Here is a 16,158-nt window from a genome sequence, read left to right as displayed (position 1 = left end):
GTGACGGCAGGTGCCTTCAGGCATGCGTCAACAGCGACATCAAGGCGCGAAACCCGGTCGCTGAACACAAAATTTGGGATGTGTGTTGGAATTTGGCGCGCATTGTCGCATATGTCAGGCGACAGTTGTATGGCGAGCGAAGGATGGTTTTGCCAAGGTCTCCGGCATGGCCAGCCACAACAGCATCAAGGCAGCGGCCGCAACCGCCGCCAACGTCAGGAACGCCGCGTTGTAGCCAGCCTGCTGCACCACGAAACCGGCCAGGCTGCTACTGAGCGCCGCGCCGAGGCCAAATACGGTGGAGAGGGCGCCCAGGCTGACGTTGAAGCGCCCGGTGCCTTGGGTCAGGTCTTTGACGATCACTGGGAACAGGGCGCCGAAAATGCCGGCGCCGATACCGTCGAGCATCTGCACGGCCACCAGCCAGTAGGGGTCGCTGGACAAGGTATAGAGCACGCCACGCAGCGGCAGTATCAGGAAACCTGCAAGCAACAGCGGCTTGCGCCCCCAGACATCGGCCTTGAGCCCGACCAGCCAGGCCATCGGCACCATCACCAACTGCGCGGCGACGATGCAGGCTGACGTCAGCGGGGTGGCCATCTGCAGATTGATTTGCGCCAGTTTTTGGCTGACCAGCGGCAACATTGCAGCGTTGGCCAAGTGAAACAGTGCGCAGCAGATGGCGAACAATAACAGCGGCTGGTTGGTCAGCAACGCTTTCAGGCCCGAGGGTTGTTCATGGTCGGTGTGATGGGCCGGATCGAAACCACGGGCGGCCTCATGATCAATCGCCTTGGCCGGCACGCAACTGACCGCAATGACACTGGCGACCGCCATAAAGGCCATCAGGTAGAACACCACCACCGGCCCGAACAGGTAGGCCAACCCGCCGGCCAGCAACGCGGCCACGGCATTACCCGCGTGGTTGAAGGTCTCGTTGCGCCCGGTACGCCGGGTGAAGGCGCGGGGCCCGGTAATCCCCAGCGAGATGGCGGAAATTGCCGGGGCAAAGACAGAGGCAGCTACGGCGCTGGCGGCCTGGGTCAACGCCACCCAGCCAAATGAGCTGACGAAGGGCAGCATCAGGCAACTGCCCGTCACCAGCAGCGCAGCAATGGCCACCACCGCGCGTTTGCTGCGAGTGCGGTCGATCAGCGCACCAGCGGGGCCTTGGGTCAGCAAGGCCGCGATGCCTGCCAGGGTCATGACCACGCCAATGCTGGCCGGCTCCCATTGATGCACGGCCAACAGATAGATCGCCAGGTACGGTCCGAGACCGTCGCGCACATCGGCGAGAAAGAAGTTCAGGCTGTCCAGGGATAAAGCGATGCGCAGGTCTGAATGACGGGCCACGGTGCGGACCTTCAAGAGCGGCGCTCAGGGGCTGAACGCGCATTGGGTTAGTGACCTGTGAGCTGGGTGATAAGTTTCGCGGTCGGGGAGGCTTTCCTCCTGCGTGCATTTAACTTACTTTCCAAAGCCCCCTGTAATGAGTTTCTGGAGAAGCAATGGACATGCCCTCAGCGCAAGAGGCGATTACCAGCAACAAAACTGCCTGGGATGAGTCTGCCGGGTTGCACAAAGATACCGCGACCTGGACGGCACTACTGACCGCGGTAGCCGAGCCTGATTTTTCCTGCCTTGACCCGACCATCACCACCTTGCTGCAAGAAGTGGGCGTGGTGGGCAAGGACGTGGTGCAGTTGTGCTGCAACAACGGGCGCGAAAGCCTATCGCTGTATGGCTTGGGCGCGCGTTCGGTGGTGGGGGTCGATCAATCCCGGGCGTTTCTTGAACAGGCGCGGGAATTGGCCGAGGTCTCGCCGCATAGCCCTGAGTTCATTGAGACCGATATCCACCATTTGCCCGAGCGTTTGCAGGCACGGTTCGATATTGCCCTGGTGACCATTGGCGTGCTGGGCTGGATGCCGGATGTCGCGCTGTTCATGCGCCAGGTTGCCAGTGTGCTGAAGCCCGGGGGCACGCTGGTCATGTACGAAACCCATCCCTTTCTCGAGGTGTTTGACCCCTGTGGGGCCAACCCGATGCAGCCTGCCAGTTCTTACTTTCAGCGCGAGCCCTTTGTACTGCAGGAGGCAATTGTCTATGAAGGGAAGGATGAACGGCCCGGGCCGACCTCCTATTGGTACGTACATACCCTGGGCAGCGTGGTCAGCGGGGCTATCGCAGCGCAGTTGCAGATCGCCCATTTGCAGGAATACCCGCATTGCAACCGGGAAGAACTTTACGAACAGTATGAGCATCAGGCCGCGCAACTGCCCTTGTGTTTTACCCTGACAGCGACCAAACGTGATGGCTGATCAAGGTTTGCGCAGGCAAAAAAAGGCCCGCGAGGAGAGGGCGGGCCAAGGGATTCACTGGAGTAGGTAGGCTTCACCCTATAGGTGGAAAAGTGAAGGCCTTGTGAAAATGCCGTGATCAAATCGGATGACGTGTAGGAGCGAGCTTGCTCGCGAAGAACGCTAACGATTACGCGTGTTGCCTGAATGAACGCAGCGTCTGTGAGTTTTTCGCGAGCAAGCTCGCTCCTACAGAGGGGCATTCATGAGCGCCGTACGAAGGTGCGCATGGTTTGCCCAGGGCCGGTGCTGAACACGGTGGGCCTGAGCATGCCTTCATCCGCTGCGATAAATACGAAATCATCGCCGTCGAGCCGGTAACTGGCGGGGAGCTGCTTGCCTGCGTCTTCGCCAATGGCATCTGTCCAGGTAATGCTTTTGGGCGTGGTACTGGCGTCCAGCTCGAACCGACCCGCCAATAATAGTTCGCCACTGACCGTGGTCACTTCGAAGCGATCCCCTGCAATGGTCGTGATCGCGCCTGGCGCGCTGTGGGCATCCACGGGGTTACGCACGCCACTGTCTTCAAGGGCTGTTTGTTCCCAAGTGCCTTGCAATGCGTGAAAGTCCGAGGCTGAAAGCGGTGACATGCAAACTCCTTATTGCTGTTCAAAAAAATGTTCAATTGTATTAAGGCTGACACTGTCCCACAGGTAGGCGAAATTTTTTTCTTTATAAGACAGGTATTTGACAGCTTTTTCATGTTGTATTGACTACGCTTGCAACCAGATCAGTCTGACATGGCTGTGTCATTTGGCTTACTCACCGAAATGAAACAGAAATAATCCCTAAGTTTGTGGGATATTTCAGGGGGCGGAGTGGTCACATCGCCATTGGTCTGCCGTATCCAGGGCGTTGTCCCTGATTTTTGAAGTCTTTTAGACTTCTGAGAATGATGGCCTTTTAGTATTATTTTAAGGTGTTCTTATTTTGAATCGTACTTCCCCGCTTCCGCCTTCCGCAGCGTCTGATGAAATTGATTTGTTTGAATTGTTTCACGCCATCTGGCGACAAAAAAAGCTGGTGGTCGGGTGTACGCTTCTGGCCGGGGTATTAGGCGCAGGTTATGCCTTCCTGGCACCCAAGACGTATGAAGTCAGCAGTGTGTTGCGGCCTGCTGCAATCAACGAGCTAGACGCCTTGAACCGTTCGGAAGTGTATAAGTTGCCGCCTGCCGATGCGTTGCTCAAAGTGGGCGCACAGCTGGACTCTTATGATGCGCGCCTGGGGTTCTTCAAGGACCATGAGGAGTTGTTCAAGGCGTTCAAGAAACCGGGGCAAACCCTTGAGCAGAGCTTTGAGGCGTTCAACCGCAATTCGGTCAATCTGATTTTGCCCGATCCGAAGAAATCCGATTCGTTGAGCAGCTATATTCGTCTGGAGCTGCAATACCCGACCGACGTCGACGGTGTTGCGATTCTCAACGGTTTTGTTGACTACGCCATTGCCGCCGAGCGTCAGCAGGTGGGTGCTGACCTGAAGGTGATCGTCAATAACCGTTTGAGCGAGCTCAAGGGCAAGATCGACGCCGCCCGCGCCAACTACGATACCGATAAAGAATCCAAGATCGCCAAGCTGCTGGAAGCCGACCGGCTCAAGCGTGCTCAACTGCAGGATGAACTGAGCGCTTTGCGCCTGCAGATGAAGATGGAACGCACCAACCGCCTGGCCGAGTTGGCCGAAGCCATCAGCATTGCCAAGTCCATGGGCATCCGTACACCGACAACGCCGTCCTCTATGGCCGACTCCACCCGCACGGGTTCGAGCCAGGTCATGCGTACCGAGGTGAACAACCAGAAGATCCCGTTGTATTTCATGGGGACCGAGGCGTTGGAAGCCGAGCGCGCTGCATTGCAACAGCGTACCAGTGATGACTTCACCAACCCGCGTATCGCCGAGATCGGCAAAGACCTGCAACTGCTTGAAAGCAACCGTGAGGTTGAAGTGTTGCGCAAGCGTGGCAACGAAGACATCTTCTTGCAGGACGTCGAGCCGCTTCGCGCTGAAGTCGCCAGGTTGCGTGGTTTGAACATCGACATGAGCAACCTCAAGCTGGTGACGATTGACCGTCGAGCCCAGGAGCCTCTGTCGCCGATCAAGCCGAAGAAGCCGCTGGTCATCGCGTTGAGCCTCGTCGGCGGCCTGTTGCTGGGCCTGATGATTGCGCTGATCCGCTACTTCGTTCGCAGCCGCGCTCAAGCCGTACCCTATACGGCATTAGGCGATCGCCGCGAGGGTAACGATTCGCCGCTGTAACCCTGCAAACGCCCTCAAACAGGCAGGCTCAAGGGCCTGCTTGCTCCTACCCCCAGCACACTCAGTAGACAGCTTTTCACAATTCTTAGTTAACCTTTGGTTACAAAGTGTGGCTAAATAACTGCCAATGGTGGCACGCAGGCGGTTATCCCGCCGGCCGTGTTGCCTGTATGTGAATTGTGATTTCAGGTGCTGCTTATCCATCCTCGGCCGTTGTGAGCCCGCAGGAGCAGCCTGTTCTCTCCCTGACGTGTGACGAATCCCTTGAAACTCATCATTGTTGCTCTCTACGTTGCTTCCATTGCGTATGTACACCTGCGCGGTCGGGTGCGACACAAGCTGGGTCGCCAGCTTAGCGATCACTCGACGTTCCTGGCGCCGATCAACTGTTTCCTGTACCTGTTCTCCAAGCAGCCCAGCCGTCCCTATCTCTCACCCAGCGACTTTCCGGACCTGAGCCCGTTGCAGGAGCACTGGGAAGAGATCCGCGAAGAAGGCCAGAACCTGATGCGAGCGGGGGAGATCAAGCGCTCGGAGCAATACAACGACGTAGGTTTCAATTCGTTCTTCAAGACCGGCTGGAAGCGTTTCTACCTCAAGTGGTACGGCGACAGCCACCCGTCGGCGATGAAGCTGTGCCCACGCACCACCGAACTGGTGCAGAGCATCGGCTCGATCAAGGCGGCGATGTTCGCCGAGCTGCCACCGGGCTCCAAGCTGGTGCGCCACCGTGACCCGTACGCGGGCTCGTACCGTTATCACCTGGGGCTGGATACGCCTAATGACCCGGGCTGCTATATCAACGTGGATGGTGAAAACTATTACTGGCGCGACGGTGAGCCGGTAATGTTTGACGAGACTTACATTCACTACGCGGAAAACACCACGCAACAGAACCGCATCATTTTGTTCTGCGACATCGAACGGCCGATGAAGTACCGCTGGGCGGCGGCGTTCAACCGTTGGTTCAGCCGCAATGTGATGGCCGCTGCGGGTTCGCCCAACGACGAGGGCGACAAGACCGGCGGCCTCAACCGTGCCTTCACTCGCTTGTACAAGATTCGCTTGCGTGGCAAAGAGCTTAAAAAGCGTAATCGCACGCGCTACTACCTGGAAAAGTGGGCGATCTTTGCCGGTCTGGCGCTGATCTTCATTCTTATCTGACCTGGCTCAGGGCGCGGATCACTCAGGGGGTTGCGCGCCCAGCTTGTCCCACATCTTTTTGCTGATCTTCTGCCGATTGGCATACCCGGCCCACGGGTCGTCCTTCAACGCTTGTAGCCGCTGATGCAGGTTCGCCACTGTCCACTGCTGGGCGCCGCGCAACCCTTTCAACTCCTCTCGACTCACCGGCACCGACACTGGCAGGCCCGGGCGTGCCCGCACTGAATACGCCGCCACGGTACTGGCGCCACGGGCGTTGCGCAGGTAATCGATAAAGATCTTGCCCACGCGGTTCTTGGGGCCACTGGTGGCGGTAAAGCGTTCGGGCAGTTGGCGGGTCATGAATTGGGCAATGGCTTTGGCGAACGCCTTCACGGTGTCCCAGCCATCGCGCCGGGCCAACGGCACGATCAAATGCAGGCCCTTGCCGCCGCTGGTTTTAACGAAGGCTTGCAAGCCCAGCTCATCGAGTACCGACAGGGTCAGTTGGGCGGCTTCCAGCATGGCTTTCCAGGGCAGTGCCGGGTCCGGGTCGAGATCGAGAACAAACAGGTCAGGCGTTTCGATCTTGTCTGCGGTGGCCCCCCAGGTGTGAAACTCGATCGTACCCATTTGCACGGCGCCGACCAGGGCATCCACGCTGTCTATTTCCATCAGGCGCGCATGACCTGGGTCCAGCGCCGGGTCCAATTGCTTGATGTGCGGGATTGCCATGCGCTCTGAGTGCTTCTGGAAGAACTGCTCACCTTCAATACCTTCCGGCGCCCGCAACAATGACACGGCACGTCCACGCAGGAAGGGCAGTATCCATTCACTGATATCGGTGTAGAACTGCGCCAGTTGCTGTTTCTGCGTGCCGCTGTGCGTGTCGATAATGCGCTCGGGGTGAGTGATTTTCACGTTCTTCACCGTTGCCTGGGCTTTACCGGCTTTCGATGCCCCGGATGCCTTGACCGACTTGGCCGCACGCGGCTGTTCATGAATGATCTGCGAGGCTGGCTTGTCGGTACGCAGGCCCACAAACGCGGCCTGGCGCACCACGCCTTCACGGGTCCACTCGGCAAATTGCACTTCACCGACCAGGCTCGGCTCAACCCAGTGCACGCCACGGGCCTGGGCACTGGTCAGCGGCTTTTGCAGTGGCGAGTCCTTGCGCTCAAGCGGGGTGAGCTGGGCATAGATACTTTTCAGCGCCGCCTGATCAAAGCCCGTGCCTACGCGCCCGGCATAGACCAGGCCGGTGTCATCGTTGACCGCCAGCAGCAGCGCACCAAAGCCGCTGCGCGAACCTTGGGGGCGGGTGTAGCCGACGATCACGAATTCCTGGCGCAGGCGGCATTTGAGCTTGATCCAGTTGTCACTGCGCCGCGACACGTAGGGGCTGCCAGCACGCTTGCCGATCACACCTTCGAGCGCCAGGTCACAGGCGCTTTCGAAAATATCGCGCTGGCTGGCGGCAAAGGCTTCGGAAAAGCGCAGCAGTTTACTTCGGCTGCCGGACAGTGCGGATTTAAGCGCAGCACGACGCTCTTCGACCGGGTCTTCGCGTTGGTCGCGGCCGTTCAAAAACGGGGCGTCGAACAGGTAATAGACGATGTCGAGACTACGGCCGATATCGAATGCGTTTTGCAGCGCCTGGAAATCCGGCAGCCCGTCGCCATTGAGGCTGACCACTTCGCCATCGAGCCAACTGTCCTTGAGCTTGAGGGCTTGCAAGGCTTTGCACTGACGCGGCAGGCGCTCGGTCCAGTCGTGGCCGTTGCGGGTGAACAGGCGCACTTCACCGTCGCGAATGCGCGCCATGATGCGGTAGCCATCGAACTTGATCTCGTAGCGCCAATCACCTTCGGGCGCCCGGTCCACCAGGGTTGCCAATTGAGGGGCGAACTCATCCGGCAGGGCAGCGGTACGCTTGGGCGCTTTGGCTTTTGGCGCGGCCTTGGGTTTGGCCTTGGCCGTGGCTTTTGGCTTACCCACCACCGCATCGCTGAGCACGCTGGCGGGTTCGGCCTCGACAATATCGAATTCAGAGGCCGGGCGCGCCTGCTGATCGTTTTCCTTGATCAACAGCCATTGCTCTTTGTCGCCGCTGCCCTTGAGCCGGGTTCGTACCAGAGCCCAGTCACCGGAGAGCTTCTCACCGATCAGGGTGAATTTGAGTTTGCCCGCCGCATAGGCCTTGCGCGGGTCATCGTGGGGTTGCCAAATGCCTCGGTCCCACACGATTACATCCCCCGCACCGTATTGGCCGGCGGGAATGCTGCCCTCGAAACTGCCGTAGCTCAGTGGGTGGTCTTCCACATGCACCGCGAGGCGTTTCTGGCTCGGGTCCAGGCTCGGGCCCTTGGGCACCGCCCAGCTCAACAGCACGCCATCAAGTTCCAGGCGAAAGTCGTAATGCAGGTTGCGCGCATCGTGCTTTTGAATCACAAAGCTTAGGGCCGAGGCTTTACGTTTGCTGGGTGAGCTGCCGGCGGGTTCGGCGGTGATCTTGAAATCACGCTTGCGGTTGTACTCGCTCAGGGGCTTTGCCATGTTGTGCTCCCGTCAATGGCAGGCTCAAGAGGCCTTGTTATTGGACTTTTTCGCGGTGCTCTTTTTCGCCGCAGGTTTACCCGCCAGGCTGCGTTTGAGCAGTTCGGTCAGGTCGATGACATCGGCGGACTTGCGCTCTTCGCCGCCTTCGGCCGTTTCCACGTCTTCGATCTTGCCGGCCTTGGCCTTTTTCGCTACCAGTGCCCGGATCTTGTCCTGGAAGCTGTCACGGTATTCATCGGGCTGCCAGTCGGCGCTCATGTCTTCCACTAGGCGCTTGGCCATGTCCAATTCACCTTTGGCCAGGGTCGGTTTTGTCACATCGCTGCCCAGTTCCAGTTCATCCAGGCTGCGCACTTCGGCGGGCCAGCGCAGCATGACTAGCACCAGGGCCGACTCCAGCGGCATCAACGCAGCCAGGTGTTGCTTGGTGTGCAGCACCACGTTGGCTAGCGCGACCTTGCCGGTTTTTTTCAGCGCTTCGCGCAGCAGGGCATAGACCTTGCCGCCGCGTTTATCCGGAGCGAGGAAGTAGGGGGTGTCGATGTTTTGCAGGGGGATCTGGTCGCTGGCGACGAAGGCGATGATTTCGATGGTCTGGGTGGACTTGGGGTGGGCCGAGCGAATCTCGTCTTCGCTGAGCACCACGTAGCGTCCTTTTTCAAAGGCCACGCCCTTGACGATATTTTCCTTGGTGACTTCCTTGCCGGTGGTTTTGTTGATGCGCTTGTAGCCCACCGGGTCCATGCTGCGCTTGTCCAGCCAGTCAAAGTCGACGCCTTGTGACGAGGTCGCCGAGACCAGCGATACCGGGATGTGAACCAAGCCAAAACTGATGGCGCCTTTCCAGATTGCCCGTGGCATAGGTGTGATTCCTCAACGAAGAGCCTGTGTGCTGGTGACTCGCAGCGCAGGGCAAAAGTTTCGGCGGATAGATGCTCGGACAGATCGTGTTACACCTGATGAGAAACTATTTAGTGTCACAACCCGAACCCACGGCGTAGCGTGTTATCGAAAGCACGTAGTACCTGGCATAGAGAGGTTTGGCCATGAACCCTTGTGTACGTCATCTTGCAGCACTGGCGCTGGGCCTGGCCCTTGCGCCGTTGGCCCAGGCGCAAAACCTGCCGGGCCGCAGCAGCGACCACGGCCCTATTCACCGGGCCAACCCCAATAGCATGCAGGGCACCCAGCCCAATGCACCGGCGGTTCGCAGTATCCAGCCTGTCCCGGCCAACCCGCGGCCGACGCTGGAAAACGGCGGCATCGGCAACCGCTACCCCAAGCAGGAGGCGGCACCCAGCCGTCCGGCCACCGCACCCAAAGCGCCCACCTATGATGCCAACGGCAATCGCCGCTAAGGATTTCGCCTTATGTTCGTACGTAAAACCCTGCTAGCCGCCCTGTGCGCCGCCGCGTTACTGCCGTTGAGCGCGGTGTATGCCGCCGATAGCCAACAGTTCCCCAGCGAGCAAGGCAGCATCACCGCAACACCGATCGCCAAGGGCCTGGACCATCCGTGGGCGTTGGCGTTTCTGCCCGACCAGCAAGGTTTCCTGGTGACCGAACGGCCTGGAAACCTGCGCTTTGTCAGCCCGGACGGCAAGCTGTCTGCACCCTTGAACGGCGTGCCGCAGGTATGGGCCAAAGGGCAGGGCGGGTTGCTGGATGTGGTGCTGTCGCCAGACTTCAAGCAGGACCGCCTGGTGTACCTGTCGTACGCCGAAGGCGGTGGCGAGGGTGGCAAGGCCGGCACGGCCGTAGGGCGTGGGCGTTTGGCGGCCGACTTGAGCGGCTTGGAAGACTTCAAGGTGATTCTGCGCCAGGAGCCCAAGCTGTCTACCGGCAACCATTTCGGCTCGCGCCTGGCCTTTGACCGGGACGGCTACCTGTTCGTGACCCTGGGTGAAAACAACGACCGCCCCACGGCCCAGGACCTGGACAAGCTGCAAGGCAAAGTGGTGCGCATCTACCCGGATGGGCGCGTGCCGGATGACAACCCCTTTGTCGGTCAACCCGGCGTGCGTCCCGAGATCTGGTCCTACGGGCAGCGCAACCCGCAAGGGCTGGCCCTGAACCCGTGGAGCGGCACGATCTGGGAAAATGAACACGGGCCCCGTGGCGGTGATGAAGTCAATATCATCGAGCGCGGCAAGAACTATGGCTGGCCGCTGGCGACCCATGGCATCAACTATTCCCTGCTGCCGATTCCCGAAGCCAAGGGCAAAACGGCAGAGGGCACAGTGGCGCCCCATCATGTGTGGGAGAAGTCGCCGGGCATCAGTGGCATGGCGTTCTATGACGGCGACCGGTTCAAGGCCTGGCAGCACAACCTGTTTATCGGTGCGCTGGTCAGCCAGGAGCTGATTCGCTTGCAGTTCGAGGGTGACAAGGTGGTTCACGAGGAACGCTTGCTGGGCGAATTGAAAGCGCGGATTCGCGATGTGCGGCAGGGGCCGGATGGGTTTCTGTATGTGCTGACGGATGAGGATGACGGTGTGTTGTATCGAGTGGGGCTGAATCAGGACTAAACGTGTGGGAGGGCGCTGTTAGCAGACGTTGATCCAATTGATGCCCCGCGATCCAAATGTGTGAGCTGGCTTGCGAAGGCATAGGTATCTACACGACTTTGTGGGTTGTAACAGCAGACGGTAACCACGATGCGAAGCGAGCCGCTCTTGATCTTGATCTGCTTGTGATCTTGATCTCAGGCGCCCCGTTAAACCACGCTGGCCGGAATTCGACAGGGATTTGGGGGGTAAACCGGCAGGGATGCCGGTTTAGCCGCCCCGCGCCATGGATGGCGCGTGGCGGCGGCCCCCCAAATCACTGGCGGATTACGGGCACACCGAGCCTAAGCGAGGTGCCGAGTGGTGGGGCAAGAGCGTTTTGCTTACTTTTGCGCTTTTCAAAAGTGAGCCGCCGTCAGGGCGGAACCCTATGTGGCCGTTACCGCAGCAATGGATATGTACTCGGTATAACGGTGTCGACTGTAAGGCCGTCTTCGCAGGCAAGCCAGCTCCCACATTGGATCTCACGCTGCCTACAGAATCGGGGTTATAGCCCCAGTTCTGACAGGCCCGGATGCTCATCCGGGCGCCGCCCCAGCGGCCAATGGAATTTGCGCTCGCTCTCCTTGATCGGCATATCGTTGATGCAGGCAAAGCGGTTGGCCATCAAGCCGTTCTCATCGAACTCCCAGTTCTCATTGCCGTACGAGCGAAACCAGTTACCCGAATCATCGTGCCATTCATAGGCGTAGCGCACGGCGATGCGGTTATCGGTGAAGGCCCACAATTCCTTGATCAGTCGATAATCCAGCTCTTTGGCCCATTTGCGGGTCAGGAACTGCTTGGCTTCTTCGCGGTTATGGGCAAATTCGGCGCGGTTACGCCAGTTCGTATCCAGTGTATAAGCCAGGGACACGCGCTGCGGGTCGCGGGAGTTCCAGCCATCTTCGGCCAGGCGGACTTTTTCGATGGCAGACGTGCGGGTAAACGGCGGCAGGGGCGGGCGGACTTCTTCTTGGGCTGACATGGGCGACTCCTCAATGCAATAAAGGTTGGGTCGAAAGTTGCCTGGGCTGTGGGTTTACAGTTGCAGTAAGGTTTGCGCCATGCATTGCGCATTATCGGCAGCTGTTGAATCACCCATGACCAGGGCAACGGTAATGGCGCCATCGATCAGGATCAGCAGTTGCGCGGCCTGCTGCTCCGGGGCGGGGGTGCCATGTGCTTGGCACAGTTCAAGTGCGTACTCGAACAGTTTGCGTTTATGGGCCTTGGCCAACAGGCGCACCGGGTCTTGGGCATCGCCGGTTTCACCACTGGTGTTGATAAAGGCGCAGCCGCGAAAGTCTGCCGAGCCGAACCAGCGCTTGAGCGCGCTGAACAGCCCCAGCAGGCGCTCGCCGCTGTCGTCACTGCGTTCCACTTCGCTGCGCAGCCACTGCATCCAGCGTTCGTCGCGGCGTTGCAGGGCGGCCACCACTAACTCATCCTTGTTGGCGAAGTAGCGGTAGATACTTTTTCTCGACACACCGGCGGTTTTCACCAGTAAGTCCATGCCGGTGGCAGCGATGCCGTGGCGATAGATCAACTTCTCGGTGACGTCGAGGATGATGTCGCGGGTTTCATTCTGGGTTATATCGTTCATGTCGAGTACAGTAGAACGATCGTTCTTCATGGTCAACAGGATTTTTTAAATTACCCGCCGCGAGACCTGAGCAGCCTCATGGTGTAAGCTTTGGGCCTCTTCGGATTCGACCCATTGCGAGCCCTATGCCGTCGTTCTTCAAACGCTCCCTGTTGCCCAAGCTGCGCGGTTTTCCGTTGTCCAACGAGGCCATTGAGGTGCTGCCCAGCGCCGACGCCTATCGTCGCTGCCTGCTGGAGAAAATCGCCCAGGCCACGCGGCGTATCTACATCGTTGCCTTGTACTTGCAGCAGGACGAGGCGGGGCAGGAAATCTACGACGCGCTACACGCCGCCAAGGCCGCACGGCCTGAACTGGACATCGTGGTGATGGTGGATTGGCTGCGCGCCCAGCGCGGGTTGATCGGCGCGGGCAAGCAACCGGGCAACAGCGCCTGGTACCAGGCGATGACCCAGCGCCACGCCACCGAAGTGCCGGTGTACGGCGTGCCGGTGCAAACCCGCGAGCTGTTCGGCGTGTTGCACCTCAAGGGTTTCGTGATCGATGACAGTGTGCTCTACAGCGGCGCCAGCCTGAACAATGTGTACCTGCACAAGTTCGACAAATACCGCTTCGACCGTTACCACCTGATCCATAGCCAACCCTTGGCCGATTCGATGCAGCACCTGGTGGAACACGGCCTGGTAGCGTCCAAGGCCGTGCATCGCCTGGACCTGCCGAACCCGCCCACCACCCGCAGCTTGCGCAACGACATCGGCGACCTGCGCAGCCGTCTCAAGCATGCGACCTACGACACCACGGCCGGGCAATTGCCCAACGGCCATCTGTCGGTCAGCCCCTTGCTGGGCGTCGGCAAGAACAACCCGTTGAGCCGGGTGATCCTCGAACTGATCGCCAGCGCCCAGCAGCAACTGACTATTTGCACGCCGTATTTCAACCTGCCATTGCCGGTGACCCGTGAGATCAACCGCGCCCTGGCACGCGGCGTGAAGATCGACATCGTGGTGGGCGACAAGACCGCCAACGACTTCTACATTCCGCCCACCGAGCCTTTCAAGGTGATTGCGGCGTTGCCGTACCTGTACGAGATCAGCCTGCGACGCTTTGCCAAGCGGCACCAGCCGATGATCAACAGCGGCCAGTTGAACCTGCACTTATGGCGCGACGGCGATAACACCTACCACCTCAAGGGCATGTGGGTGGATGAGCGCTACACCTTGCTCACCGGCAACAACCTCAACCCTCGGGCATTTCGCCTTGATCTGGAAAATGGCTTGCTGATTGACGACCCTCAAGGCCAATGGCTGGAGCCGCGAAGCGCCGAGCTTGCGAATATTTTCCAGCACACCACGCGTATCCAGGGTTACCAGCAATTGCAGACGCTGGTGGATTACCCGCCCGCTGTCGGCAAGTTCCTGCGGCGTGTCAGCCGGGTGCGGATCGAGCGCTTGCTGTATCGCATTCTCTAGCTGAGCAACGTGCCCGCAAAAAAACACCCAGCCCCTTCGACAGGGACTGGGTGTTTTTTTGTGCGCGGCAGTTAGTTCAAACCCAGCTTGCCGCGCAGGGTCGAGAGGTCTTCGGCCAGGGTGTTGACCGGGCCGACCAACGCCTTGCGGTCGTTGTCCTTGACCTTGTCATAGGTCTCAAAGCCGCCGTCCTTGGTTTTGTACTTGGCCAGGATCTTGTCGACGCTGGCAAAGTTCTTGTCGACTTTGGCCAGGAAGGCCTGGTCCTGCTGCCCGATCTGGCCACGGAACAGGTCGACGATTTTTTTCGCGCCGTCGATGTTGCCCTGGAAGTCGTACAGGTCGGTATGGCTGTAACGGTCTTCCTCACCGGAGATTTTGGTGGCCGCGACTTCTTCCAGCAACGCAGCGGCACCACCGACGACTTTCTCCGGCGGGAAAGTCAGGCCATCGACGCGGGTCTTGAGGTCATTCACATCGGCGTTGAGCTTGGCGGTCAGCGCTTGCAGGCCCTGGGTCGAGTTCTGCGAGAACAGCGCATATTCAATGCGGTGAAAGCCGGTGAAGTCTTCCGCCGTCACGCCTTTTTCATGGTCGTCGACACGCGAATCGATGGACGCGTCGAGGTCGCTGAACAACTCGGCGATCGGCTCGATGGACTCATAGTGCACGCGAGTCGGCGCATAGAGCTTCTTGGCCGTGGCCAGGTCGCCCTTATTGATGGCGTCGGTGAACGCCTGGGTCTGGGTGACCAGTTCGCCGATTTCTTCGGTGACGTAGATCTTGTAATCCGACACCGGGCCCACCAGGTCCAACGGCGCAGTACCGGCGAAGCTTGCCAGTGGCGAAAGGCTGAGTAACAACAACGCGATAGACGACTTCTTCATGGGAGACATTCCGCTCTGGTGTGTTTTAGGTCTTGGCAGGTTCGTGAGGGTGCGTTGCAGCCAGCAGCGTGCGCCCGATGAAATCCTTGGGCCCGGTGACCCCGGGCAAGGTGAAGAAATACCCGCCACCCACGGGCTTGAGGTACTCCTCCAGCGGCTCGCCGTTGAGCCGGGTTTGCACGCTGATAAAGCCTTTCTCCAGGTCAGCCTGGTAGCAGATGAACAACAAGCCCATGTCCAGTTGACCGTTTTTGTTGACGCCGTTGGAGTAGTTGAACGGCCGCCGCAGGATCAGGTTGGCCTGGGTCTGCGGGGTGCGCGGGTTGGCCAGGCGGATGTGGGCATCGAGCTTGGTCAACTTGCCTTCAGGGTCCTTGCTGTAGTCCGGGACCTGGGTTTCATGCTGGCCGTCCATGGGCGCACCCGTGGGTTTGACACGGCCGATGATGCTTTCCTGTTCTTGCAGCGGGGTGCGATCCCAGCGCTCGACAAAGTTACGGATGATGCGCACGGCCTGGTAACTGCCATGGGCGGCCCAGGCCGGTTCGTCGCTGGTGGGCTGTACCCAGACGATCTGGTCCATGGCCTTGTCATCGTTAGAATTGGGGTTGGCCGAGCCATCGCGAAAGCCCAGGAAGTTGCGCGCACTCTGCGCCGGCTCACCGGGTTTGGTCGGTGCCTGGGGCGGCACGCTACCTTCTTGCTTCCAGCGCACCAGCAGCAGGTCGGGCAGGTTTTTGACGATGTCGCGCAGGGCGTGGATATTGGTGTCCGGCGTGTTGGAACTGAACTGCAGGCTCAGGTCGCCGTGGCACTGCGCCGGTTCCAGCGCGTCGTTGGGGAAACCGACCATGCGGCTCAGGCGCTTGGGTTTGGCTGCCGCGAGGCCGAAGCGTTCGTCGAACAATGACTCGCCGACCGACACGGTGATGGTCAGGTTATCTGGCGTGACCACCGGGCCAAGGATGCCGGAATCGGTGGGCGGTAATTTCGGGTCGACCTGGGGCACGGTGCCGCCGGTCATCAGGAACGCGATGCGCTCGTTGAGGGTGCGGAACAGGCGTTCCAGGTCTTCGCGGTCGCTGGCCAGTACATCGAACGCCACGACCATGCCGCAGGCCGGGCGCGGGGTGACGATGCCGCTTTGGTGCTTGCCGAAAAACGCCTGGTGGTCCTGGGTCTTGTCACTGCGCGGTGCGGTGGTGACTTGCTCGGCCGCTGCCGCCATCGCCGGGCAGCTCAGGCTGCCGCCGGCAATCGCAACGCCGGTGGCCGCCATGCCCAACAGGACGCGGCGACGTTGGAGGTCAAACTGTTGTGTATCACTCATGT

Annotated in this window: 14 protein-coding genes; 6 read left to right on the top strand and 8 right to left on the bottom strand. The window is 59.6% G+C overall.

The genetic code is table 11. The annotated features are described in order from the left end of the window. Window positions 1-114: 114 nt before the first annotated feature. Window positions 115-1,353 (bottom strand): MFS transporter, encoded by a 1,239-nt coding sequence (locus CRN80_RS24360; protein ID WP_098952680.1) that lies wholly within the window; start codon window positions 1,351-1,353, stop codon window positions 115-117. 155 nt (window positions 1,354-1,508) lie between these two features. On the opposite strand from CRN80_RS24360, the gene CRN80_RS24355 reads away from it, so the two are divergent. Further along, window positions 1,509-2,321, top strand: a complete 813-nt coding sequence (locus CRN80_RS24355) for a bifunctional 2-polyprenyl-6-hydroxyphenol methylase/3-demethylubiquinol 3-O-methyltransferase UbiG (protein WP_098951602.1) — start codon at window positions 1,509-1,511, stop codon at window positions 2,319-2,321. Between the two features lie 242 nt (window positions 2,322-2,563). Here the strand turns inward: CRN80_RS24355 and CRN80_RS24350 are convergent, their stop codons facing one another. Further along, window positions 2,564-2,950 (bottom strand): TIGR03067 domain-containing protein, encoded by a 387-nt coding sequence (locus tag CRN80_RS24350; RefSeq protein ID WP_098951600.1) that lies wholly within the window; start codon window positions 2,948-2,950, stop codon window positions 2,564-2,566. Between the two features lie 340 nt (window positions 2,951-3,290). Between CRN80_RS24350 and CRN80_RS24345 the strand changes: the two genes are divergently transcribed. Then, window positions 3,291-4,616, top strand: a complete 1,326-nt coding sequence (locus CRN80_RS24345) for a Wzz/FepE/Etk N-terminal domain-containing protein (protein WP_098951599.1) — start codon at window positions 3,291-3,293, stop codon at window positions 4,614-4,616. A gap of 264 nt (window positions 4,617-4,880) precedes the next feature. Further along, window positions 4,881-5,780 (top strand): lipid A hydroxylase LpxO, encoded by a 900-nt coding sequence (gene lpxO / locus CRN80_RS24340; protein ID WP_003191066.1) that lies wholly within the window; start codon window positions 4,881-4,883, stop codon window positions 5,778-5,780. A gap of 18 nt (window positions 5,781-5,798) precedes the next feature. On the opposite strand, the gene ligD is transcribed toward lpxO, so the two are convergent. Continuing rightward, the gene (ligD, locus tag CRN80_RS24335; RefSeq protein ID WP_098951597.1) at window positions 5,799-8,315 is read right to left on the bottom strand and encodes a DNA ligase D; all 2,517 of its coding nucleotides are present in this window, start codon (window positions 8,313-8,315) and stop codon (window positions 5,799-5,801) included. Window positions 8,316-8,339: 24 nt separating this feature from the next. After that, entirely contained in the window at window positions 8,340-9,179 is an 840-nt protein-coding gene (locus CRN80_RS24330) for a Ku protein (RefSeq protein WP_003191069.1), read from the bottom strand. A 185-nt stretch (window positions 9,180-9,364) separates the two neighbouring features. Here CRN80_RS24330 and CRN80_RS24325 point away from each other — a divergent pair, with 185 nt between their 5' ends. After that, complete coding sequence (locus CRN80_RS24325; RefSeq protein WP_032892000.1) at window positions 9,365-9,676, top strand: hypothetical protein; 312 nt, start codon at window positions 9,365-9,367, stop codon at window positions 9,674-9,676. 12 nt (window positions 9,677-9,688) lie between these two features. Continuing rightward, window positions 9,689-10,846 (top strand): PQQ-dependent sugar dehydrogenase, encoded by a 1,158-nt coding sequence (locus CRN80_RS24320; RefSeq protein WP_098951595.1) that lies wholly within the window; start codon window positions 9,689-9,691, stop codon window positions 10,844-10,846. Between the two features lie 526 nt (window positions 10,847-11,372). Here the strand turns inward: CRN80_RS24320 and CRN80_RS24310 are convergent. Both CRN80_RS24310 and CRN80_RS24305 read right to left on the bottom strand, forming a co-directional pair. Further along, on the bottom strand, window positions 11,373-11,852 hold the full coding sequence (locus CRN80_RS24310; RefSeq protein WP_032891998.1) for a nuclear transport factor 2 family protein: 480 nt from the start codon (window positions 11,850-11,852) through the stop codon (window positions 11,373-11,375). Between the two features lie 54 nt (window positions 11,853-11,906). Then, a complete protein-coding gene (locus tag CRN80_RS24305; protein ID WP_098951592.1) occupies window positions 11,907-12,470 on the bottom strand; it encodes a TetR/AcrR family transcriptional regulator in 564 nt (187 codons plus the stop codon). Between the two features lie 125 nt (window positions 12,471-12,595). Between CRN80_RS24305 and pssA the strand changes: the two genes are divergently transcribed. Beyond that, a complete protein-coding gene (pssA, locus tag CRN80_RS24300) occupies window positions 12,596-13,939 on the top strand; it encodes a CDP-diacylglycerol--serine O-phosphatidyltransferase (RefSeq protein ID WP_032891996.1) in 1,344 nt (447 codons plus the stop codon). A gap of 71 nt (window positions 13,940-14,010) precedes the next feature. On the opposite strand, the gene efeO is transcribed toward pssA, so the two are convergent. Continuing rightward, window positions 14,011-14,826, bottom strand: coding sequence for an iron uptake system protein EfeO (gene efeO / locus CRN80_RS24295; protein WP_098951590.1), 816 nt, complete (start codon window positions 14,824-14,826; stop codon window positions 14,011-14,013). Between the two features lie 25 nt (window positions 14,827-14,851). Beyond that, window positions 14,852-16,156, bottom strand: a complete 1,305-nt coding sequence (gene efeB / locus CRN80_RS24290; protein WP_098952679.1) for an iron uptake transporter deferrochelatase/peroxidase subunit — start codon at window positions 16,154-16,156, stop codon at window positions 14,852-14,854. Window positions 16,157-16,158: the final 2 nt, after the last annotated feature.

Origin of the sequence: Pseudomonas sp. FDAARGOS_380 (assembly GCF_002591235.1) — a bacterium.
Classification (GTDB): Bacteria; Pseudomonadota; Gammaproteobacteria; order Pseudomonadales; family Pseudomonadaceae; genus Aquipseudomonas; species Aquipseudomonas salmasensis.
Note: the sequence above shows the minus strand (reverse complement) of the source record. Positions and strands in the feature narration are given on the sequence as shown.

Coding starts and splice junctions, on each gene's coding strand:
- CRN80_RS24355 (WP_098951602.1), top strand. CDS start 1,509: ATGGACATGCCCTCAGCGCAAGAGGCGATTACCAGCAACAAAACTGCC.
- CRN80_RS24350 (WP_098951600.1), bottom strand. CDS start 2,950: ATGTCACCGCTTTCAGCCTCGGACTTTCACGCATTGCAAGGCACTTGG.
- ligD (WP_098951597.1), bottom strand. CDS start 8,315: ATGGCAAAGCCCCTGAGCGAGTACAACCGCAAGCGTGATTTCAAGATC.
- CRN80_RS24330 (WP_003191069.1), bottom strand. CDS start 9,179: ATGCCACGGGCAATCTGGAAAGGCGCCATCAGTTTTGGCTTGGTTCAC.
- CRN80_RS24325 (WP_032892000.1), top strand. CDS start 9,365: ATGAACCCTTGTGTACGTCATCTTGCAGCACTGGCGCTGGGCCTGGCC.
- CRN80_RS24320 (WP_098951595.1), top strand. CDS start 9,689: ATGTTCGTACGTAAAACCCTGCTAGCCGCCCTGTGCGCCGCCGCGTTA.
- CRN80_RS24310 (WP_032891998.1), bottom strand. CDS start 11,852: ATGTCAGCCCAAGAAGAAGTCCGCCCGCCCCTGCCGCCGTTTACCCGC.
- CRN80_RS24305 (WP_098951592.1), bottom strand. CDS start 12,470: ATGAACGATATAACCCAGAATGAAACCCGCGACATCATCCTCGACGTC.
- pssA (WP_032891996.1), top strand. CDS start 12,596: ATGCCGTCGTTCTTCAAACGCTCCCTGTTGCCCAAGCTGCGCGGTTTT.
- efeO (WP_098951590.1), bottom strand. CDS start 14,826: ATGAAGAAGTCGTCTATCGCGTTGTTGTTACTCAGCCTTTCGCCACTG.
- efeB (WP_098952679.1), bottom strand. CDS start 16,156: ATGAGTGATACACAACAGTTTGACCTCCAACGTCGCCGCGTCCTGTTG.